The sequence below is a fragment of the Vagococcus acidifermentans genome (assembly GCF_003987655.1).
Lineage (GTDB): Bacteria > Bacillota > Bacilli > Lactobacillales > Vagococcaceae > Vagococcus_B > Vagococcus_B acidifermentans.
Genome location: NZ_NGKC01000011.1, coordinates 53,378 through 75,520, shown reverse-complemented (window position 1 = coordinate 75,520; position 22,143 = coordinate 53,378). Strand labels below are relative to the sequence as shown.

Below are 22,143 nucleotides of genomic sequence, written 5' to 3'. Positions count from 1 at the left end.
TTAAAAGTGTCAGTCTGCACGCTGAATACTGACTGCACAAACCTTGTATTCAGGAATATTGGCGTATTCGTCATAGACGGCATTCGTCAGTTTGTTGACGTTACCATCAGCAAAGTGAAACGTCATAAATACTTCTTGCGGATTCACCTTTTCTCCAACGCGGGCGGATGTCTCAATTTCTCCGCGTCTTGAAGCAACTGTGACTCTGTCGCCTTCGCGTATCCCCATTTTTAAAGCATCCCGTCTGTTGATTTCAATATAGGATTCGCTGCAAATATCAGTGATGCCTTCTGTTCGCTTGGTCATTGCGCTCGTATTGTAATGATACAGCATACGACCTGTCACCATCAGAAACGGATAGTCGTCATCAGGCAATTCCCGGGAAGGTTGGTAGTTGATTGGCATAAATTTGCCCAGTCCCCGTGTAAATTGGCCGACGTGCAAAATAGCAGTTCCGTTCGTCGACTCATCAGGACACGGCCACTGCAAAGATTCTCCCCGGTCCAACCGCTCATAATTAATACCGGCAAACGACGGTGTTACAGATGCTATTTCATCCATAATTTCGCCAGCAGTCAAGTAAGCTGCCGGATACCCCATGCGATTCATCACATCGAAGAAAATATCCGTATCGATACGTGCCTCTCCTCTTGGTTCCACAGCTTTTCTGACGCGTTGAACGCGACGCTCGGTATTTGTGAACGTGCCGTCCTTTTCCGCATAGCTTACACCCGGCAATACGACATCAGCCAGCTCTGCTGTTTCTGTCAGGAATAATTCCTGTACAACGAGAAATTCAAGATTGCTTAGTGCTGCTTTGACGTGTGCAGTATCCGGATCGGTAACCATCGGGTCTTCACCAAAGATGTATAGGCCTTTGACTTTGCCTTCAGCTGCAGCCGGCAGTACTTGCGTGGATGTCATGCCGACTTTTCGGTTCAACGGTACACCCCACGCATGACTGAACTTTTCGATAACTGCAGGATTGGCAACTTTTTGATACCCAGGGAAGTTATCTGGCAAACAGCCCATATCACAAGCACCCTGCACGTTGTTTTGTCCGCGCAGCGGGTTGACACCGCAACCGGATTTACCGATTTTTCCTACCATCATCGCAAGGTTGGAAAGACTCATCACACCTTCTGTGCCGGTTGAATGCTCAGTCACACCGAGACAATAGATAATCGGTGCCTTCTTGGCAGTTGCATACATGACAGCTGCCCGCTTCAAATCATCAGCATTGATTTCGCATACCTTTGCTACATATTCCGGTGTATAACGGGCAATGATGGCTTTTAATTCTTCGAAACCTTCCGTCCGCTGTTTGATATATTCTTCATCTGCAAGCCCTTCGTTTAAAATAATATGCATCATGCCGTTAGCAAATGCCACATTTGTCCCCGGTTTGATTGGGATATGCAAATCAGCTTGTCTGGCAAGGTCGATTTTTCTAGGGTCTACAACGACTATCTTGGTGCCGCGGTTTATGGCCTGCCTGATTTGTGTGCCGATGACTGGGTGCGCTTCCGTCGGATTTGAACCAACCAGCAAAATCATGTCGACATCTTCCGTGATATCGGCAATCGGGTTGGTCATGGCTCCTGAACCGAGAGTCATCGCCAAGCCGTGCACGGAGGCTGAGTGACAGACGCGCGCGCAATTATCGACATTGTTCGTACCAAATGCAGCACGCATCATCTTTTGAAAAACATAGTTATCTTCATTTGGCGCCCGTGAACAAGAGAAACCTGCCAGAGCATCCGCACCATGCTGACGCTTTAATAGCGAAAACTTCTCCGCAATCAGATCAAGGGCCTCTTCCCAGCTGGCTTTTTCAAACACGCCGTCCCTTTTAATCAGCGGATGAGTCAGACGGTCACCTGAACTGATAAATTTATAGGAACCGAAACGTCCTTTCACGCATAACAAATTTTTATTAGCCGGTCCATTTGCCGGCAGTGCACCGACAACCTGATCATTTTTTACAAGTAAATCCAACTGGCAGCCGGTACCGCAGTGGGGACAGGTCGTACGTACTTTTGAGACTTCCCAAGAACGATAATGTTTCTGGTTGTCTTTGGAACTCAGCGCGCCGGTCGGACAGTTGGCCACACAGTTGCCGCAAGATTCACAGATGGACTGACGCCACGGCAGCTCATAGCTCGGCGACATCTGTGTCTCAAATCCCCGCCCGGAAACACTGATGACATCGCGCCCTTGAAGTTCTTTGCAGACGCGTGTGCAGCGTCGGCACATAATACACTTTTCAGGTTGAAAACTGAAAAAAGGATTGGAAAAATCACCTTGCCCGCACGGTGTTTTAACACCATCAGTAAAACTGCTCTCTTGGATATCATATTCCAAACAGTAATCCTGAAGTTTGCAGTCGCCGTTTTTCGCACAGCTGAAGCAACTCAGCTCATGGTTGCTGAGGAGCAAATCAAGGACAAAGCGGCGCGACGACACAACGCGTTCTGAACGTGTATGAATAACCATCCCTTCGCGGCATTCAGCCGTACAGGCTGTCACAAGGCCGCCTTTTCTTCCCCCCTCTTCTTCAACTACGCACATCCGGCAGGAACCGTCTGGTGATAATTCCTTCATATGGCAAAGAGTCGGGATATCTATACCGAGTTCTCGGCATGCCGTCAGCAAGGTCGTACCCCGCGGAACTGCAACGGACTGACCGTCGATTGTCAACTGAATCGTGTTGACAGATTGTTCTGTTTTTATCATGTCTCTGATTGCTCCTTTAGCTGATTTTTGCTTCAAATTCTTCCCGGAATCCCTTTAGTCCGGACCTCATGGAAACCGATACAGACTGTCCCAGACCGCAAGCCGACAGGTTAGTGATGTGTGTCAGCATGTCCGTCATTCTCTCAATATCCCCTGACTCAGCTTGATTGCGCTGAAACTTCTTTAATAGTTCCAATAAACGGGTCGTGCCGACTCGGCATGGTGTGCATTTCCCGCACGATTCGTGCGCAAAAAATTCTGCCACATTTACTAAGTAGTCAATAATGCTGACACTGTCATCAACAACGACAAGTGCCCCAGAACCAATTGCCAGTTCCCGGTTCCACAAATCATCATAAGAATATAAGAGCCCTTCAAGCTGTTCACTTGTACCAATGGGACCAGATTGTCCGCCGAAATGAATGAATTTTATCGGCCGGCCAGTGGAAGTACCGCCGCCGTATGTGTCATCATATAAAATTTCTTCAAGCGGGGTACCCAATGGGACTTCATACGTGCCGCGATGTTTGATGTGCCCTGAAAGACAAATTAATTTTGTACCGCCGCCACCTTCCGTCCCCATCTCGAAATATGCTTGCCCGCCGATATTAAGCACAACAGGTATGTTGGCAAATGATTCGACATTATTCACCAGTGTCGGCTTTAAATACAACCCGACGTCGGCAAGATGCGGCGGTTTCACTCTCGGGCGGCCGGTCTTTCCTTCAATCGAATTCAATAATGCGGAGTTTTCCCCGCAAACATACGCACCTGAACCTGAAACGATGGTAATTTTATAATTAAAACCGGCGATGCCTAAAATATCAGTGCCTAAGTATCCGGCTTGCTCTGCATTATCAAGTGCTTCTTGAAAAGTCTGTTGAATTTCCCGATATTCACCGCGGATATAAATGAATCCTTGCGGCGAGCCAAACACAAAACCAGCGATAATCATCCCTTCAATCACACTGAGCGGGTCTTTTGAAAGCAGCACACTGTCCTTGAATGTCCCGGGTTCGCCTTCATCCGCATTGCATACAATGTATTTGGGTTCATTCGGGGAATGAAACAGATGGCGCCATTTTTTATTTAAAGGATACGCAGCGCCGCCGCGTCCTCTAAGCAGTGCTTTGTCCAGCTCGGTCAATATGTCCTCTTTGTCTGTCTTAACAGCTTTTTCCAATGCGGAAAATCCGCCTAGCCGGCAATATTCCTGTACGGAAGCAGGATTAGTCATTCTGTCGACACGTTTCAGCAAAACGGATTGATTAGTTTCGATCATGCTCAATACCCTTTCTCTTATAGACTAATGCGGCCTTCTCTTAAATCATGCAGCAGTTGAAGAACTTTTTGTTCGTCCATGTTCCCAAACACTTTATCTTTGATTTTAATGATCGGCCCCATGTGACAAGCACCGGGACAGGGAATACAATTGAACGCAAACAGCCCGTCTGCTGTTGCCTGATTTGCCGTTACATGCAGCTCTTTTTCCAATAAAGCCACAAGTTTATCCGACTCGGTCACATAACAAGGAGAACTGTTGCAGATTTTCAGCACATACTTCGCCTGCGGTTTGTCTTTTAACATTGCATAATAGCTGATGACTTCGAATACGCGCGTTTCTGTCATGCCCAGTTCATCAGCCACCAGCGCAGCCGTCTCTTTGTCGATGTATCCTTTTTCTGAACTGAACTGGATATCAAGCAGTATATTCAGCAATTTTTCTTTCACTGCACCGTGCTTGACAATAATTGCTTTTTTTTCCTGAATATTTAAATCACTACTCATTACCAACTCTCCTTTTTGCATTTAACTCCCTGTTACTTTCGCAGCAGCTAATCATGGTGTGGTTGCCAACTGTCGTAAACGTAACGGGCCAGTCAGCGATGGCGGCAACATCATCAATCAGCCAGTCGGCTTTTTCGTAAACAGCCTTTGCAGACGGTTTCATTTTAGAGACAGGCGTGTTTGCGACAAACGCAAATACGCCAGGTTTTACGACTTGTCTTAAACTATTCGATTCACAAACAATCAATCGGCTGCCTTTTGGAATTACCGATAAAAAAGCGTTCAGCCCCTCTGTTAAACTGTCTGCCATACATTTCAGCAAATATGATTTTTCGGCCCCTGCTTGAAGCAGCAGAGCAGTATCTTTTTGCCCGATTCGCCGGGTTTCCTCAATCAACTCAAAACCACTTGAAATGCTTGTGCAAATGCCGCAACCTGTGCCGCCGCGCTGACAAACACCTTTTTTACCAGTAATCGTAATAATTTTCAGCGCATAAACAGGCAGTTCATCTTTGACAATTTCAATCATACTTCTTCCGAGTGTTGTTTTACCGCTGTTGCGCCCGGCTGAACCAATCAAAAACATATCGGGCAAATAAACAGCATGTTGCATTATCACCATTTTTATCTCCTGTTCACATTAACTACTGACAAACAATTGCTACTTTAGCGGGATTCCCATAAGTTGTATTCGGCGGGCGTATTCAAATTGGGGAAAGACAGTTCGGTATTCTCTCCCGATAAGGGGATAGTGCTAAGCGATAAATACTGAAAACAATCACGGATTCTTAATCTGTTTTCATTGACAGACCGGGAAAATACCCGGCGGCAAGAAACATGGTAGATGGCAAAGAGTGTTTCCAAACGATGGCCCTGTTCATATAAAATAACCTGATGTGTTCCCCGCTGGTCATATAATTGCTGAATCGCCGGTATGCTGATATTCGGCATGTCGCAAGCGACAATAAAGACATATGGTGTTTCCGCCATCTCCAATGCCGTCGTAATTGCACCGAGCGGCCCTGTTCCGGGGTAGTGATCTTCCCAAATAGTAAGTGCTTTAAACTCCGGCTTATCGTTGAACTTGGCAGTGCTGTCTGACAGCAGCACAACCGTTGAAAATAATTGTTGAAGGTGTTGATATGTTTCTAGAATCAAATAATGGCTGCCAATAGTCATAAATGTTTTATCAAAACCCATTCGTGAACTTTTTCCTCCGCAGAGAATCACCCCTGTACAGTCACCCCACATGTTGACAGTTTTCACATCCTTCCGTTATCCGCTTAAAAGAAAGCGCTTTTATTTTTTTCAGTAAAAATAAATTTTCACATTTAATGTTAGTCCCCCTAAAAATTACTTTTATTATACAGTGAACATAGCACAATGTAAACAAATTTTTTTTATTTAAAAAAACTTTTTGTTTGGTTCTGTCATTCCTTTTACCATCTTTTTTGTAAAAACGACCGTTTGCCGCAAGATGCCCAGTGCCCGACATAGGCGGTCCTGCGCGCTTTCCAATAGAAAGTGACATTTACTTTTTGAATCCCCGTGATATACTTGAGAGGAAAAACTTGCGTAGATTTTTAGCAAAGGAGTGAGACATAATGAGAAGAAAAGACAGGGAAGTGGCCGCTATGGCCGATATCATCGAAATAATGGCACGTTGTGATGTTTGCCGACTGGCATTTGCTGTTGAGAACATCCCGTATATTGTGCCGATGAATTTTGGTATGGACTACCAAGATGACCGATTGACATTGTTCTTTCACAGTGCAAAGTCTGGCAAAAAACTAGACATGCTGGCAGCGAATCCTTCTGTTTGTTTTGAAATGGACGGCCAACATCATTTAGTGACAGGAGAGAAAGCGTGCGACTATTCAATGACTTACGAAAGTATCATTGGCTACGGAAAATTATCTGTTTGTGACGAAAAAGAAGAAAAAATTCACGGCTTGCGGCAATTGATGATTAACTATGGTCGCAAGGAAAACAATCAATTTTCAGAAAATGCATTGAATTCTGTTACTGTACTTAAACTGGACGTTGAAAAAATCACCGGCAAGAGAAAGTAAGCGGATAACAATCGACCGTCTGTTTTTCTGTAACATTTCTAGGTATATTGTAATCAACAAGTTTATCTGGAAATGACAGTTGAACATAGACGGTCACTTGTTACTCTGATATGCTGAAGAATCAAATGTCAATTCATCAGTTCCAAAAAATTATAGAGCCGGTTTTCTTAGCACAGGTTCACAATGTGTTCCCTCACTTTATGAAATCTAATAGTTTGAAATAGACACATTCTAATAACGTGCCGCTGTCTAGTTCTTTATTATACTTTTTTAATATTTCCTTGTAATAAGGCTCGTGAATTTTGATTCAATTCAAGAGAGTTTCATCCCCTTCTAGAATTGCAAACTCATTTGTTATGGAAGCATATGTTTTAATTTCAACATCGCAAACTTTAACATTACAAACAAGTCTTCCTTCTCCATCAAGTATTTACCATATATCATCAATACATGTCCGATCACTCCCCTCCCAATTCTTGCAAAATTAACAATGATGATGTCGCAGTTTTCTTTTTATTTAATACTAAAGAAGCAAGATATGTTTGTTCCTTACTGGTATTTCCAAATTGAACTTGAAGACTCATTTCCATTAATCCTCCTTTCATATTTGCTTGATAAAGTTCTATTACTGCTTGTTTGACGTCTTCTGTAAATTTTTTTGCACGAAAAAATGTCTATGAATTTATTATAATATCATTACATTCCCCACCCCTGCTCCCCACTCTTTGTCCTCATTCTTCACTCTATGCTACAATATTGACAAAGCTACACCAGCTCTTTATCACAGCATAACAGTCTAATTGGCTGCTGACAGACTATCACATTTTTGGAGGTGAATGAATGAAAAAAAAGAAGATTTTGCTGATTACCGGTTCGTCTGGAAGCGGAAAGTCCACGATGGCACAGACACTGGAAAAAGCCGGTATCGCCAGACGTGTCCGGACAGCGACTACGCGTAAAAAAAGGCAGGATGAGCAAAACGGGGTCGACTACTGGTTTTTGTCCAAAGACGATTTTGTACACATGGATTTTATTGAAAAAAGCAGCCACTACAATGAATGTTATGGAGTGCCGCGGTTTGCACTGGACGATGCACTGGCAAATTGTGACACGGTTGCTGTGGTGCTGGACCGTCAAGGTGTCCGTCATTTTTCAGAATTGTTTCACGATCATCCGCATTATCAATTGGTTGTCATTTATTTAATGGCTGAAAGCCCGGCTCAGCAATTAGAGCGTCTTGTCAAACGTGGAGACAGTGAAAAACAAGCGGCAAACCGGTTGAAAGCCGCTGCTGAAAACAATGAATATGAGCCGCCGGAACAAACTGATATGGTCTTGAATGTGTTACATGATAAAGAATGGCAAAAAAAATTAGAAGACTTTTTGCAAGCTCTTGCTTAATGTCAGCCGAAAGCCCGATGCAGCTCCGCCAAAAAATCTTCATAATGACAGGTGACCACTATTTAGTCAGAAAAAGGAGCTGATCGATTATTATGAAAAAAGAAACAAAACAGCGGGTACTGTCGGCAGTCTTGCTGCTGATTTATGTGACTCTTTTAATATGGATTATCTTGTTTAAGATGTCTTTCAGCATGTCAGATTTGACGGTGACACGTTATCTGAATCTGGTACCGTTCGGCGAACCGCTGGTAGTCAATGGACAAACGGATTACAGCGAGATTATCCAAAATGCGCTGATATTTTTGCCGTTCGGCCTGCTTTTGAGCATGGTACTGCCCCGAGCCTCGTTTTTAAGCAAACTGTTTGTCATCGTCCTTGCCAGTTTGTCGCTGGAAGTACTGCAATATGTCCTGGCAGTCGGCAGAACGGATATCACTGATTTGATTATGAACTCGGCAGGCGGTTTTGCGGGACTGATCGTCTATGATTTACTGGAGCTTGTTTTCCGTTCAAAATCCCGTCTGAATAAGCTTTTGAATGGTCTAGGCTATGTGACAGCTATCCTTTTTATCGGATGGATGATATATTTGTTCTTTATAGCATGACAAGAGGTTGCGATGGCAATCTCTTTTTTTGTTACCATTCCGAATGAAACTGTTCTAAAAACGTCAGCAGGAAATCATGTCGTGCCTTGCCGATTCGTTTCGCTTCCGTTGTGTTCAAACGGTCATAGATTTTTATCAGTTTGACATAAAAATGATTGATGACCCCGCCCGGTTTCCGGTAATCTTCTTTTGACGTAATTGCTTGATCCGGCTGGCCTTTTTCAAAAATAGCGTGTCCTTTACTGCCGCCGTAATACGCTGTCCTGAGAATACCGATCGCACCCAGCGCATCGATCCTGTCTGCATCCTGCACGATTTGGCACTCGATAGTCAGTTCGGATTTTTTCCCCTGAACCATCTCCTTGCTGAATGACACATTATCAATCACCAGCAGGATGTGTCGAATCACAGCTTCAGACAAATCAAGCGACTGCAAAAAATCTGTCAAATTGGCTCTTGCGGCTTGTTCATCTGCCACCAATTTATCATCCAGCACATCATGAAGGTACGCACCCGCTAGTACGATAAACAAACGGCACCTTTCAGTCGCCGCAATCCGTTGAGCGAGCCTGACGACCCTCAATACATGATCTGCGGCGTGCCCAGTCAAATCATCCGCCAAAACACGGCTGCTGTATTGTTTGATGGCGGCTAAATCTGCTTCTTCCCTCTTTGTCAGCATTTTTACCCCCTCCTTTTTTTATAGTGTAACACAATTTTCATTCGCCACATCCATGCAGATGCGTTCCGGCCTTTCCTGATTGACATAGCCTTTCCCAAATATCTCTGGTAAAATTAAATAAAAGCAGTTGTTTAATTCACACGTTTGTGAGGACTGTATGTTTTTTGAAGAAAGGAGAAACAAATGTACGAAAGAATCAGTCTCAATGTACCTAAACGGACGGTCTTTCTCGACCGGCTGGCGATTGAAATCAGTCACATTATCGGTTTTTATTCGACGGCAGCCTCATTCCCCATTCTGACAATCGGCCGTACTGCCCCTGAAAAAGATGAGCTGGTGATTATACTGACAGAAGGTCATGAAACGACCATCCAGCGGCGCAACAATCAGTTGCATATCACTTGCCAGCCTGATGAAGATAAGCTGACCAAGTGCTGCTGGGAGTTTGCAAAAGACTTCAGTGAGTTGACGGATGGATTTCAACAAGCAGCCAGAGAAGCGGCGGAGACGTCTTCAAGTTATGTGTCTGCAACCAAGCACGCACTGCAAGATGCCACATTCAAACGACCTGTCACCGGCGGTCTGGGTACTTTGTTTGAAACCGGTGCATTATTTTTGGATAATAATCATGATTTTCTGCCTGATGAGATTGACGGGACTATTCGTTATTCAACGGACTGGTCCGATTTTCAGCTGATTGCCGCCAGCAGTCTTGCCTGCCGTCTCGGAATGGACGTTACGGCATTGCACTACCCGATTTTGAGCGGAGAGCGCGAGAAAAAATATCAAATTGTGTTTGACCAATCTCAAGCCGAATGTGCTGTCTCGCTTAACAACAATGTCATCACCTTTAGCGGGGATGGCCATAATCTTCTGGAGTTGATGGTCTATTTCTGTGAATCATTTCCCAATTTAGACGGTATTTACAATTGGCCGCTGTTTTTGATAGAATTGTCAAATGCGGTTAAAGGTGCCAATCTTGATGGCGAGTTGTCTTGGCTCGAGCATACAGCCGGCGGCAATGACACCCTCACTGAAGCACAACTTTCCCCGGGCTACGTCTCCCGCTTGCCGCAGTTGACAGAGCGGTATCCGGATATCGCATTCAAAGGCTTTAAAGACAATCGTCAAGTCTATCAAAAAGAGTATCAATATGACTGGGAAGTTGACACATTCAAGCGTCATGCACTGACATTGTTTCAGCAGGCGGCTCCCGGCGACCAGCTGGCAATCAAAGCTGCTTTAAGCGAAGACAGCCGGCAGCTGCAAAATCTCAAACGCTGGCTGGACGAACAGGCCGATATCTATCAATGCAAGATAACAGTGCAACTTGTTTCTTCTTATAAGGAAGGATTCAGTTGGCTGGTGGACGAGATATTGCCGAAACTGCAAGAACTGGAAGATATTGCAACAATTGATTTGTCTTTCCGGCCGTTCCTGCCTGAAGGTCAAACAGAATGGGTTGATGAAGACGGCAGTGTGCCGACCTATTCCTTGATACGCGACGGAGATGAAACCGAGTGGCTGGATTTGCCGATTCGCTTTCTGCAGGAGCTGTACCCGGCAGATGATATTTTGGCGCAAGCTTTACATATTTCACGGGACAGTATCCGGTTCAACGCAATGACGGAATCTGCTGAAACAACATATGCCATTGATGTCAGAAATAGTGACGGCACACGCATTTTTTCAGATACGTGGACGGTACTGACACACGAACAATATTATTTGGAAGCCTATCCCAAGCAAGGCCTGGTTCATCCGAATACAGGGTTCATCCACGGTGCAATCAATGGTCAGCCGGTGTTGCAGGAGCGTCTCGTAACAGATTTGGAAAGTGTCTGGTATGACTTTCAGCATCACATACTGCCGGATGTCACAGACTATTGCCTGCAAAAACTTGACGGTGCGCCGGCTGCTGAAAATCAGCCGCTCTTCTCTCAGCTGAAAATCGAACTGCACATCAGCGAACCGGATGAAAAATTGGCTTCGCGCCAGGATTTATATTCATCTCTTGACGCACTGCAAGAAGACTTTTACTTTGTGGCGCTGGATTATTTCCGCTTATTCGGTCAGCAGTACGGTGGTGTGCCTCTAGATGCTCCGGGGTTGATTTTACCGATTATCCATCAGCACAGCGGGCCGCCTAAGATGCAAGTCACTTTGTCGGAACCTTTGAACAAGCAAGCCGTCTTGATGTCAGACAGCAGCCCGCTGGTGACGGCGTTTCCGTCTGCCGCATCCGCCTTGACCAAACTTTCTCTGAAAGATAACCGTATGACTGCAACAGTAACACTTAACAGCGACGCGGATTTATCAGGATTTTGCGACAGTTACTGCCGTCTTTTGGCTGATGATTTTCTTGACGCGGCAACCATTTTGAACTCGTTGGATTGTTTGGAAATCGTATCAGGTAATCGCCGTTTCTCTGCCGACTTGCCTCACCGTCCATCTGTCCAGAAAACAGTCAAGATTGAAGACATCGACTTGATGCCGGACCAGCTGATCGGCTATGAAGAGTATGTGACGATAATCGAGCAATTGAAACACGTTGATGGTCTGAATGTCTATCCAATTGCTGAAAGCTACCAAGGCCGGACTATTCATGCCATTGAGCTATGCCCGAACTTGACAGGGTATGTGTCGCGCGTCAAGCGTCTCAGTCAGCTGCCGTCAGAAATTATTAATGCCCGCCACCATGCCAATGAAGTGTCTGGTACAAACGGCGTCTTCTTATTGCTTAAAGAATTGCTGACACGTCCGGAGTACAGCAAGCTGGCAGAAAAAATGAATCTCGTGCTGATACCGTTTGAAAATGCCGACGGTGCTGCACTTCATTACGACCTGCAAAAGGAACATCCGGAATGGAAGTTCCATATCGCCCGCTTCAATGCACTGGGGAAAGATTTTTATTATGAGTATTTCAAGCCCGATACCATTCACACCGAAGCTCTCGGCTTTAGCCGGGTTTGGGAAAAGTGGCTGCCGGACGTCATCGTTGATAACCACGGTGTGCCGAGTCACGAGTGGGAACAGCCGTTTTCCGGTTATACCCCTCCGGCCTTCAAAGGCTTCTGGCTGCCGCGCTCGCTGCTTTACGGTTATTTCTGGCTAATTGATGATGAACGATTCAAACAAAACTTGATTGTCAATAAACAGCTGGAAGATGCCATCGCTGACAGTATCAACCAGCACAAAGACATGGTTTTCTGGAACAAGGAATGGCAGGACCGCTTTGAAAAATATGCGCACCGCTGGCTGCCAAAACTATTTCCGGCCGATTACTACAAAGAAATGATTCATTATAATATACCGTTTGCTTATGAACATGACCACCGTTACCCGTCTATCCGCTTTCCGTGGATTACGACTGTCTGCTATACCAGCGAAGTGACTGACGAAACAGCCACAGGCGATTTGCTTGCGCTGTGTGCAAAAGTGCATGCGGTACACGGGTTGGCGGTGATTGATAAATTGATGATGGCGGAAACGCATGTAGCGGATGGCACAGAGCTGTCGGGGAATTCTTTCCGAATTGATAAAACCAGACAGCGTCCGCTTGTCATTCCGACTGACAGCAAACAATAAACACGTCAGGAGAAACAAAGCATTTCTGCTTCTGTTCTCCTGCATCATTAAAACGACTTAGAAAGAAGGGAAAAAATTGGAAAATATTCTAAGTTTACTGGGTGTGCTGATTGTTATTGTCGGCTTCGCCCTGAAACTGGATTCCATTTTAATTGTGATGGTGGCTTTGTTGGTCACTGCATTCGTTGGAGGTTTAGGCGTTGAGAACATGCTGGAAACATTAGGCTCCAGTTTTGTCAGCAATCGCGGCATGGCAATTTTTATTATTATTATGTTGGCAACAGGAACGATGGAACGAAACGGGCTGAAAGAATCAGCCGCAGCCTTTATCCGCCGGTTTAAAAATGTTTCTGCCGGTGTTATTTTGAATATTTACGCCGTTTTCCGGATGTTGCTGGCGGCTGTCAACGTCAGCTTTGGGGGCGTGGCAGGTTTCGTACGTCCGATTATCATGCCGATGGCGGTCGGTACAATCGAATCAAAAGAGCTGGAAATGAATAAATATTATGAAGAAGAGCTGAAAGGCATGTCCTCAGCCATCGAAAATATATGCTGGTTTTTTGGGCAAGTCCTCTTTATCGGCGGGTCCGGCGGTCTGCTCGTTCAGTCCACCTTGCGTGATTTGGGTTATGACGTCACACTTGAAAAACTGGCACTGGTTGAGATACCGGTCGCACTGGCAGCCTTGATATTCTCTGGTGTCTACTTCTACTTCCGGGACAAGCGTCTGAGGAATAAGTATTACGGTGATTTGACGAAGGGGGCGAAGTAACATGAGTTTCTTTACTGATCCGACAATCATGCTTGGTGACAAAATGCTGGAAGGTCTGTATATCATCATGGGACTAATCGTTATCTATGCAGGCATTAAAAATCTGCTGGATAAGTCCAATCCAAACCGTTACGGTACAGCGCTGTTTTGGTGCACGCTCGGTATAGTGATTGCAGCAGGCCGCTGGATTCCTGCTATGGTCAACGGAATTTTGATTATTATTATGACACTGCCAGCGGTAACGAAGAAAGTCAGCAAGGGCGACAGCCAGCTGCCTTCTAAGGAATACATGCAAAAAATGTCAGAAAAGCTTGGTCTGAAAATTTTCATCCCGGCATTCAGTATCGGTGTCTGTGCTATTCTGTTCGTCCTGCTCACAGATTTAGGTGCACTGGTCGGTGTCGGTTTCGGTGTGCTGGCAGCCATCGTGATTCTGATGTTCTTTTCCCGGAACAACAAACCGGCAACTTTCCTGAATGATGCCACCGACATGCTTGGGACAGTCGGGCCATTGAGTATGCTGCCGATGCTGCTCGCCTCCCTCGGTGCTGTCTTTACCAGTGCTGGTGTCGGCGATGTCATTGCTTCCGCCGTTAAAACAATCGTGCCGGAAGGCAATGTCAATATCGGCATCATTGTTTACGCGTTGGGTATGATGCTCTTCACCATGATTATGGGGAATGCTTTTGCCGCCATCACCGTCATGACCGTGGGCATCGGTGCTCCGTTCGTCTTGAGTTACGGTGCCAATCCGGCGCTGATCGGGATGCTTGCCTTGACTTGCGGTTACTGCGGGACACTACTGACACCGATGGCAGCCAATTTCAATATTGTGCCAGTAGCAATGCTCGATATGGAAAACAAATACGGAGTCATAAAAAATCAGGCGGCAACAGCTGTCTTCATGATTATTTTCCAAATCACTTACATGATTCTATTCAAGTAATGTAAACAGGGTGTTGGACAAGTTAACTTGTCCAACACCTTGTTTTGCTTAGTCTTCTGTTTCTTCAAAAAACAGCAGCAAGTCCGGCAATGTCAGTTTGGCTTTTTCTTGCGCATGCAAATCAAGTTTGATCTCGCCTTTTTCAAGCAGTATCAAGCGGTTACCGTACGTCAAGGCATCTTCCATACGGTGGGTAATCATCAAACATGTCAGCTGGTTTTCCTGAATACGTTCATTGGTCAGTGTCATCAACTGTCTCGCTGTTTTCGGGTCAAGCGCCGCCGTGTGCTCATCCAATAACAGCAAGTCGGGCTTCGTCATTGTTGCCATCAACAGACTGAGTGCCTGTCTCTGCCCGCCCGACAGATTGCCGGCAGGAGACGTCATGTGTCTTTCCAGTCCGTTGCCGATTTGTGCGCAAAGTTCTTTGAAGTAGTCTCTGTTTTCTTTCAGCTCCCGCTTCTTCAGTGTTCTTTTTTTCCCTCTGTGCAGAGCCAGCAGCATGTTTTCTTCAACGGTCATCCGCGGTGCGGTGCCCATCTTTGGATCCTGGAACACGCGCGAAATGTAGGCGGCCCGTTTTTCTTCCCTCAGATGGGTCATGTCGTTGCCGCCTAATGTGACGGTGCCGCTGCTCAATGACAAAGTCCCTGTGATAGCGTTGAACAGCGTTGATTTCCCAGCGCCGTTGCCGCCGAGTACGGTGATAAAATCACCTTTGTTGATGGTCAGATTGATTTTATTTAAAATGTTGCGAGGCTCATCCACACCGTTTTGGATGATTTTCGTCCCATTTTGGATGGTTAAGACAGGTGTCATTAGCTATGCTCCTCCTTCCCAAATTGCACATGGCGCTGCAATCTGTTTCTGATTTCCGGCACCATCAGACAGATGGCCAGAATGACTGACGAGTAAATCTTCAGATACGTGGTATCAAATTTCAGTTTGATGACTAACAGAATCAGCAGCTGGTAAAGTATACTGCCGATCACAATCGCAATCAGCCGTTCAAGCAATGTCAGCTCACCGAAAATCAATTCGCCGATGATGATGGAGGCCAGTCCGATGACAATCACCCCAACCCCTTTGCTGACATCGGCATACCCCTCGTTTTGTGCAATCAGTGCACCTGAAAGACCAATCACGCCGTTGGACAAGGTCAATCCCAAAATCTTCATGTTGTCTGTGTTGATGCCGATCGAACGCGCCATATTTTCATTATCGCCGGTGACGATGTAGCCTTGTCCGAGGTTGGTATTAAAGAAATAAATCAGCAGGCCGATCACGATAACCACCACTGTCAAGCCGATCAGTACGGTATCGTAATAAGCCGGTAAATTGAGACCTTGAAACACATCGTGCAGTTTGCGCTGATTCAGCAAAGACAAATTAGGTGATTTCATGACGAACAGCATTACCGAGTTCAGTCCGCTCATCACCAGAATACCGGAGAGAATGACCGGTATCTTCCCTTTCGTATACAAAAGTCCGGTGACCAGTCCTGCCATCATGCCGGCGGCCGTTCCCAGCAGAGTTGCGGTGACGGGCGACATGCCGGAGGTGATGGCTGTCACGCAGACAGCCCCGCCCAGCGGGAAAGTCCCTTCCGTCGTTAAATCCGGAAAGTTCAAGATGCGGTAGGTCATAAATATTCCCAATCCTAAGACAGCCCATAACAGGCCTTGCCCAATTGTTGATACAAGCATGTTTTTTCCTCCTCTATCGACTGACGTCTTTTCCTTTTTTGGCGACGGTTGAAGGCAGTGTGATACCCAATTTCTTCAGCTGCGCTTTATTATAAACCACATCTCCGTCTTTCAACGCATAGACAGGTGTCGTCTGCGGTTTTGTGTCATTCGTCAAAATATCCGCCGCCATCTCGCCGGCTTTGACACCGATTGCCGTTTGGCTGATTGAAACGGTGGCAATGCCGCCTTGTTCCACCATCAGTTCCACTGTCGGCACGACAGGCAGCTCAAGCTTGTTGGCTTCTGCCACCACTGTGTCCATGGCAGTTGCAATGGTATTGTCAATCGGCAGATAGATGACATCGACTTCCCCTTTCATCTGCTGCATCATTTGCGGGATATCGTTGGTCGACGTCACCGGGTAATCTTTGGTCGTCAGCCCGAGTTTTTCTGCAATCTTATGTGTGCGTGCGGCTTCGGTACGGGCATTATCCTCTCCTGAACTGTACAGCAGGCCGACTGTTTTAGCTTTTGGCAGCAGCTCTTGCGCCAGTTTCAGCTGCTTCTCCACCGGGGCTTGGTTTTTGACGCCGGTCACGTTCGTATTTGGTTTTTCTTCGCTTTCAGTCAATCCGCTTTTCACCGGGTCCGCCACCGCGGCCATCACAATGGGAATATCCGATGTGGCATTGGCCAGTGCCTGACAAGCCGGCGTGGCTACGCCAATCAGAATATCGGCGCCTTCTTGGACAAGGTGGGTCGCCATTGTGTGTAAATTATTCTGGTTGCCCTGACCGTTCTCAACCAATATATTGACGTCGCCGGTGTCAGCATAGCCGTTCTCCTTAAGTCCCTCAAGCACGCCTTCTTTGATGTCATCCAGCGAGACATGGCTTGTTGTTTGCAGAATACCGATGGTCACATTTTCTTTTGGTGCATCAGCATTTTTCTTCTGATTCAATGACGTCTTGACTGCATCTGGTATCGTGATGCCGAGAAATGCCGCTTGTTCCTCATTGATGATGACGTCCCCGTCTTCAAACGTGAAAATCGGCGTTGTCGCCGGGTCCGAGGTGCCGTCAAGAATATCCGCCACCATTTGCCCTGTTTGATAGCCTAAATCGTATTGATTGATACCAACTGTTGCCAGACCGCCCTGTTCGACCATCGTATCGACAGAAGGGATAACCGGTGTTTTGGTTTTATTGGCTGTATCGACCACTGTCTGCATCGCATTGGCGATGGTATTGTCGGTCGGAATGTAAATCAAGTCCACTTCACCGCTCATGACTTGCACCATCTGCGTGATTTCATTCGTTGACGGAACGGAATACAGTGTGACGTCGAATCCTAATTTTTCGCCTTCGATTTTAACTTGTTCAGCTTGATAATCGGAATTGTCCTCTGCTGATGAAAATAGAATGCCGACGCGTTTGGCCTCCGGCAAGAGCGTCTGTACCAGTTCAAACTGTGCCCCGACGGGTGATTTATCGCTGACGCCGGTGATGTTTCCGCCCGGCTGTTCATTTGATTCGACCAGACCGGCTGATTCAGGGTCGCTGATGGCCCCCAGCACAATCGGAATATCTTTCGTTGTATTGGCCAGCGCCTGTGCTGCCGGTGTCGCGATACCCACCAGTACATCTGATCCTTTGTCAATCAGCTGCTGGCTCATGGTTGCCAGCTTGCTCTGGTCCGCCTGGCCATTTTGAAATTCAATGGTGACTGTTTCGCCGTCCTTGTAGCCTCTGTCTTCCAGTGCGTCCACTGTTCCCTGATAAATCGTGTCCAGTGCAGGGTGGCTGACAAATTGCAAGACACCGACAGTCGGCACCTCTTTCTCTGCATCCCCTTTGCTTTCCGCCTGATTCACTTTTTCAACAATAAAGTTGCCGACCAAGAAAAGCAGCACAACGGCTACGATTGTAATTAATCGTTTATTTTTCATTTTTTTCTCCTCCGCTTCTAAAAAATTCTGCAAAAAAACAGCAACCGACTGTAAAAGTGGTTGCTGTCTCGGATAGCACTGTTCAAAACAAAAACCACATAGATTGAGTTATCTATGTGGTGTGATGACATGTTAAAAATACCAGCATAGATACACATTTAGAATCATCTCTAAAAGTTGTATCTATGAACAGAATCATACATACAACTATCTACGCCAGTTTTGCCAAGTGCGCTGATTTACAGAATAATGCGTGTTTATTGATAGTTGTGCCATGTTGATCCCTCTTTCACTATGTAATACATGTGATTTTACTCTTTATCTGAATAATTGTCAAGAGCAATCACAAAGAAATGCTATTCTTCAGTTGTATCAGCAGTTGCTTCTTCCCCGCTCTCAGCCGATTCATCAGGCGTTTCCACGCGAATCTTCTGCTTTGGTGCGATTTTCGGATTGACAATCAGATTCATTTTTTCAACCAGCTGATTGCCGTTCAAATCTTCTTTGGTAAGGATAAGCCTCTCTTGTTCCGCGCCTTCTGAAAAATAGACAAGCGTGTTCGGGTCTTGCAAATTGAACCGTTTAGCCAGTTCTTTCACGTCGTAAATCGGCTGGTAGACAAAAATTTCAGCGGAAAGTGCTGCCAACTTGTCCGTATCATCAAACATTTCCAGCAGCGGCTCAGCCAGCGGATTGTCCTTTTCATCAATAAATGCGATAAATACACCGTCTCCGGTGATTTTTTTATCAATCTCTTCACGGAAAATTTGCGACACCTTCGGGCTGCCGAATTCCCGCTGTCCAATCGAATCGATCTGCTCCGCCCGTATTATAGGCCGGACGATCGGAGATATGATAAATGCCAGCAATATAACGAGCACTACGCCCCCGCCGATACCTGCAGCCATTTTTTTCTGCTGGCGCGAAAGACTGTCGACCATGTTTTTTATTTTTTTTGCGCTATCTTGAAAAAATATTATGACTTTTTGCCAATATTCTTTTAAACGTTCCATCCTCGTCACTCCTAAATACGCTGTTATCTGGTTACCAGCCTCTTCTGCTATCAAAATCATATCATAAAAATACGGTAAGGTTAAGAAAAGTTTTATGAATCACCGATAATTCCGGTCAAATACATGAAATAAGCGGATATTTTATAACGTCTGCCACCATTCAGCCAGTCATCGCCGCTATTCAGACAGCTGCTTGCCTGCATTCGTAACAAGTTGCCTGCCGACCTGTATTTTTTTTTAAGATTAGTATATAATATAGAAAATATGCCATGAATTCACAAAAAATAGGAGAGAAAAAAGTGACTGAGAATGTAAAAAAATGTCCGAACTGCGGACATGTCTTTAATAACGATGAAGAATTTTGCCCGAACTGCGATTTGTTTACAACACAGGAGGCGTTTGTCAAACGTTCCGGCGCGCAAGATTCCGATACAGTGCAAGATGAACCTGATAAGTTTTTCTTTGAACCTGTTCCTAAAAACCCGGAAAACAAGCCGGAACCCTCCTTGCAAGAGGAAGAAAAACCAGCCGATCCGGCTGTCTCCAAAACAGATAATGCTGAAACAGCAGACAGCGCTCAGCTGAATGAGGCTGACGACAATCAGGAAACGAACGCCGGAGCGGGTACAAAACAACCAGAGAGCGAACCTGTTTCTGCTAAACAGACGCCTCCCCCGGCCAATCAGCAGCATGGTAAGAACAACGGTCCTGCCAAACGTCTGCCGACAAAATATCTGGTCGCTGCCGCGGCAATCATCCTGATTGCTGCCAGCATTTTCGGCATTAACAGCTATCAGAAAAAAGTAGCCGCTGAAGAGCTTGAAAAGAAAGTCGAACTGGCGACTAATGCCATGGACCGGCTGTATACAGATGCTGACCATGTCTTTTTGAAAGAAGGCATAGCCGAGGAAGACGTGGCAGCAGCTGAAAAAGCAGTGAATAAAGTGAAAGGCGAAAAACCGTTTGCTGAGCTAAATGAACGGCTCACAGCAATCACGGCACAGTTTGAATTGCTGAACGGTGTCAACCACTTATTTAAAACGCCGGCCATCGACGGCCGCAAACTGTCTGACGAAAGCTATGTCGTGGACGACAGCGAGTTGACACTGGATAAAATTGCCCATCCTGAAAATGAATTTGACGAACTGATCAATGCCGCCTTGACCGAAGCTGCAAATCAGAAAAAAGCTCTGTCAGAGGCAAAATCATCACTGGAAAAAATCTTTAAAGATGAAAAAGTCGTCGCATCAGCTACCCGCGACCAGTACAAAGACAGCAAAAAGCTAATTGATGCAGTCAAAGACCCGGATGTCAAAAAAGCATTCTCCGAATCGTTGGCGCAGGTCGACAAAAGCTTGAACGAGAAAGAGAAAAAACTAGCTGCCGAAAAAGAGGCCGAGGAAGCCCGCCAGGCAGAGCTTGCCCGCGAGCAGGAACTCCAGGCTGCCAATAATAACAACTCGTCCTATCAGCCGACCGACCCTAGTTACCGCTGGGGCAATCGTCAAGATGCCTATATCAATGATTACGATCCGGCATGGGTTTGGGGAGACGGAATTCAGCAAGATGTTATCGGCGAATGTATCCGGCGCGGCTACATTGTCGACGGCGGCTATTCCCTAGTGAAGAAATATGTTGAAAACGGAGAAGGTTACTATGACCTCTATGCAACGACTAATTCAAAACTTTTCCCTAAGAGCAGACCGGAAGAGTTTCCGATTTACGTCGTGACCATCAATTGCAAGACCGGCTGGTTCAAAGGCAACGGTCCAAACTAATAGACGATGATTTGATATACACCTCAGAAAACCGCGCAACGGGTTTTCTGAGGTGTATTTGTGTTCCAGCGTGCATGCCACACCTTCGGTAAAATGAGATTTCTTTCATTGACACATGGAATTGTTTTACTTTTAAACAAGCTTTCACTATAATGAAAAAGCTGTTTTGTTAAATAAATCACTACAAATTCAACTGTCGGAGGTCATTCATGAAAGAATCAGTGTCAACCACTTTAATCCGCTCTATGAGTTGCGGCTTGATCTATTCCATTATGTCAATTGTCTGCGGCTGGCTGTTTCATTCGTCCATTATTATGCTGGATGGTTTTTTTACCATCATCAGCACAGTGATGTCGCTGGTCAGCCTCTACATTGCCAAGTACATTCAGAAGGAAGATTTTGTTAATTTCCCCTTTGGCAAAGAAGTACTGGCCCCCCTCATCGTCATGATCAATTACATCATCATTCTAATCGTCTCAGTCATAGGTATCAACGATGCCTTGGCCGGTATGATTATGGACCATACGATTGAAACAGATTATGTGGTCGGGCTTGTGTACGCCGTCATCAGCATGTTCACCTGCCTGGTAGTTGTCAAATTATTGGCGCGCGGAGCCGGCAGCCATCAGCTGATAACTGTGGAAATCAAGCAGTGGCGGTTCGGCATGTTTTTCAGCTTGGGTGTCTTAGTTTCTTTTATTGTTGCCTTGCTTCTGGAAGGTCTCGGTTATCACCGTCTTTCGCAGCTGATTGACCCTCTTGTTTCAATCGGCATTACCTTGTCTTTTATGGTCATTGCATTCAAAGAAATCAAACAAAGTTTGCGTGAAGTGCTGAACGGCACACCCAAACTGGCAATCAAAGAAAAAATCACCAGTATCATCACACACAGTTTCAGCGGGTATTGTATCAAACAGCGCGTCATCCGCACTGCGAAAGTCGGTGACCGCTTAATCGTGGAAATTGATGTGGTCATCGCGCCGGACACCGTACTGGATACTGTTTTAGAACAAGACAAACTGCGTCATCGTCTGCAAACCTATCTGACAGCCGCCTGCCACTCGCATAACATCTGGTTAAATCTGAATTTTACAGGCGATGCAGCATTGCTGGATTAAACAAACCG

Annotated in this window: 20 protein-coding genes and 1 pseudogene; 8 read left to right on the top strand and 13 right to left on the bottom strand. The window is 45.8% G+C overall.

What is annotated here, in order from left to right:
* Positions 1–9: 9 nt before the first annotated feature.
* From fdhF to mobA, 5 genes are read right to left on the bottom strand one after another with little or no spacing between them, the layout of a single operon-like run.
* Positions 10–2,736 (bottom strand): formate dehydrogenase subunit alpha, encoded by a 2,727-nt coding sequence (gene fdhF, locus CBF27_RS10180; RefSeq protein ID WP_126814193.1) that lies wholly within the window; start codon positions 2,734–2,736, stop codon positions 10–12.
* A 16-nt stretch (positions 2,737–2,752) separates the two neighbouring features.
* Positions 2,753–4,018 carry a complex I 51 kDa subunit family protein gene (locus CBF27_RS10175; RefSeq protein ID WP_126814228.1) on the bottom strand — a complete coding sequence of 422 codons (1,266 nt, stop codon included), beginning with the start codon at positions 4,016–4,018 and terminating at the stop codon, positions 2,753–2,755.
* A 17-nt stretch (positions 4,019–4,035) separates the two neighbouring features.
* Complete coding sequence (locus CBF27_RS10170; RefSeq protein ID WP_126814192.1) at positions 4,036–4,524, bottom strand: NADH-quinone oxidoreductase subunit NuoE family protein; 489 nt, start codon at positions 4,522–4,524, stop codon at positions 4,036–4,038.
* Positions 4,517–5,146, bottom strand: a complete 630-nt coding sequence (locus tag CBF27_RS10165) for a hypothetical protein (protein ID WP_211334648.1) — start codon at positions 5,144–5,146, stop codon at positions 4,517–4,519. Before CBF27_RS10165 ends, CBF27_RS10170 begins: the two co-directional genes overlap by 8 nt.
* Positions 5,147–5,190: 44 nt before the next feature.
* Positions 5,191–5,775: a molybdenum cofactor guanylyltransferase gene (gene mobA / locus CBF27_RS10160; RefSeq protein ID WP_281273696.1), complete on the bottom strand. Its 585-nt coding sequence runs from the start codon at positions 5,773–5,775 to the stop codon at positions 5,191–5,193.
* A gap of 353 nt (positions 5,776–6,128) precedes the next feature.
* On the opposite strand from mobA, the gene CBF27_RS10155 reads away from it, so the two are divergent.
* A complete protein-coding gene (locus tag CBF27_RS10155; RefSeq protein WP_126814190.1) occupies positions 6,129–6,596 on the top strand; it encodes a pyridoxamine 5'-phosphate oxidase family protein in 468 nt (155 codons plus the stop codon).
* A 307-nt stretch (positions 6,597–6,903) separates the two neighbouring features.
* On the opposite strand, the gene CBF27_RS14620 is transcribed toward CBF27_RS10155, so the two are convergent.
* Both CBF27_RS14620 and CBF27_RS14495 read right to left on the bottom strand, forming a co-directional pair.
* Entirely contained in the window at positions 6,904–7,026 is a 123-nt protein-coding gene (locus CBF27_RS14620) for an ASCH domain-containing protein (protein ID WP_126814227.1), read from the bottom strand.
* A 28-nt stretch (positions 7,027–7,054) separates the two neighbouring features.
* Positions 7,055–7,180: an ASCH domain-containing protein gene (locus CBF27_RS14495; RefSeq protein ID WP_281273694.1), complete on the bottom strand. Its 126-nt coding sequence runs from the start codon at positions 7,178–7,180 to the stop codon at positions 7,055–7,057.
* 256 nt (positions 7,181–7,436) lie between these two features.
* Here CBF27_RS14495 and CBF27_RS10145 point away from each other — a divergent pair, with 256 nt between their 5' ends.
* Positions 7,437–7,997 (top strand): AAA family ATPase, encoded by a 561-nt coding sequence (locus CBF27_RS10145; protein ID WP_126814189.1) that lies wholly within the window; start codon positions 7,437–7,439, stop codon positions 7,995–7,997.
* A gap of 92 nt (positions 7,998–8,089) precedes the next feature.
* Positions 8,090–8,602 (top strand): VanZ family protein, encoded by a 513-nt coding sequence (locus tag CBF27_RS10140; RefSeq protein ID WP_126814188.1) that lies wholly within the window; start codon positions 8,090–8,092, stop codon positions 8,600–8,602.
* 31 nt (positions 8,603–8,633) lie between these two features.
* Here CBF27_RS10140 and CBF27_RS10135 read toward each other — a convergent pair whose 3' ends face one another.
* Complete coding sequence (locus tag CBF27_RS10135) at positions 8,634–9,284, bottom strand: HD domain-containing protein (protein WP_126814187.1); 651 nt, start codon at positions 9,282–9,284, stop codon at positions 8,634–8,636.
* Positions 9,285–9,467: 183 nt separating this feature from the next.
* Between CBF27_RS10135 and CBF27_RS10130 the strand changes: the two genes are divergently transcribed.
* The 3 genes from CBF27_RS10130 (at position 9,468) to CBF27_RS10120 (ending at position 14,590) form a co-directional block, all read left to right on the top strand.
* Positions 9,468–12,872 (top strand): M14 family metallopeptidase, encoded by a 3,405-nt coding sequence (locus CBF27_RS10130; protein WP_126814186.1) that lies wholly within the window; start codon positions 9,468–9,470, stop codon positions 12,870–12,872.
* Between the two features lie 76 nt (positions 12,873–12,948).
* Positions 12,949–13,644 carry a DUF969 domain-containing protein gene (locus tag CBF27_RS10125; RefSeq protein WP_126814185.1) on the top strand — a complete coding sequence of 232 codons (696 nt, stop codon included), beginning with the start codon at positions 12,949–12,951 and terminating at the stop codon, positions 13,642–13,644.
* A 1-nt stretch (position 13,645) separates the two neighbouring features.
* On the top strand, positions 13,646–14,590 hold the full coding sequence (locus CBF27_RS10120) for a DUF979 domain-containing protein (RefSeq protein WP_126814184.1): 945 nt from the start codon (positions 13,646–13,648) through the stop codon (positions 14,588–14,590).
* Between the two features lie 48 nt (positions 14,591–14,638).
* Here CBF27_RS10120 and CBF27_RS10115 read toward each other — a convergent pair whose 3' ends face one another.
* The 5 genes and pseudogenes from CBF27_RS10115 to CBF27_RS10100 form a co-directional block, all read right to left on the bottom strand.
* On the bottom strand, positions 14,639–15,409 hold the full coding sequence (locus CBF27_RS10115) for an ABC transporter ATP-binding protein (protein WP_126814183.1): 771 nt from the start codon (positions 15,407–15,409) through the stop codon (positions 14,639–14,641).
* Positions 15,409–16,296 (bottom strand): ABC transporter permease, encoded by an 888-nt coding sequence (locus CBF27_RS10110; protein ID WP_126814182.1) that lies wholly within the window; start codon positions 16,294–16,296, stop codon positions 15,409–15,411. Before CBF27_RS10110 ends, CBF27_RS10115 begins: the two co-directional genes overlap by 1 nt.
* 13 nt (positions 16,297–16,309) lie before the next feature.
* Positions 16,310–17,200 (bottom strand): ABC transporter substrate binding protein, encoded by an 891-nt coding sequence (locus CBF27_RS14400; protein ID WP_281273695.1) that lies wholly within the window; start codon positions 17,198–17,200, stop codon positions 16,310–16,312.
* Between the two features lie 45 nt (positions 17,201–17,245).
* A pseudogene (gene trpX / locus CBF27_RS14395) lies at positions 17,246–18,226 on the bottom strand (tryptophan ABC transporter substrate-binding protein); the annotation flags it as partial.
* Between the two features lie 356 nt (positions 18,227–18,582).
* Positions 18,583–19,239: a hypothetical protein gene (locus tag CBF27_RS10100; protein WP_126814181.1), complete on the bottom strand. Its 657-nt coding sequence runs from the start codon at positions 19,237–19,239 to the stop codon at positions 18,583–18,585.
* A 299-nt stretch (positions 19,240–19,538) separates the two neighbouring features.
* On the opposite strand from CBF27_RS10100, the gene CBF27_RS10095 reads away from it, so the two are divergent.
* Together CBF27_RS10095 and CBF27_RS10090 are read left to right on the top strand one after the other, a co-directional pair.
* Positions 19,539–21,017 carry a cell division site-positioning protein MapZ family protein gene (locus CBF27_RS10095; RefSeq protein WP_126814180.1) on the top strand — a complete coding sequence of 493 codons (1,479 nt, stop codon included), beginning with the start codon at positions 19,539–19,541 and terminating at the stop codon, positions 21,015–21,017.
* A 209-nt stretch (positions 21,018–21,226) separates the two neighbouring features.
* The gene (locus CBF27_RS10090) at positions 21,227–22,135 is read left to right on the top strand and encodes a cation efflux transmembrane domain-containing protein (RefSeq protein ID WP_126814179.1); all 909 of its coding nucleotides are present in this window, start codon (positions 21,227–21,229) and stop codon (positions 22,133–22,135) included.
* Positions 22,136–22,143: the final 8 nt, after the last annotated feature.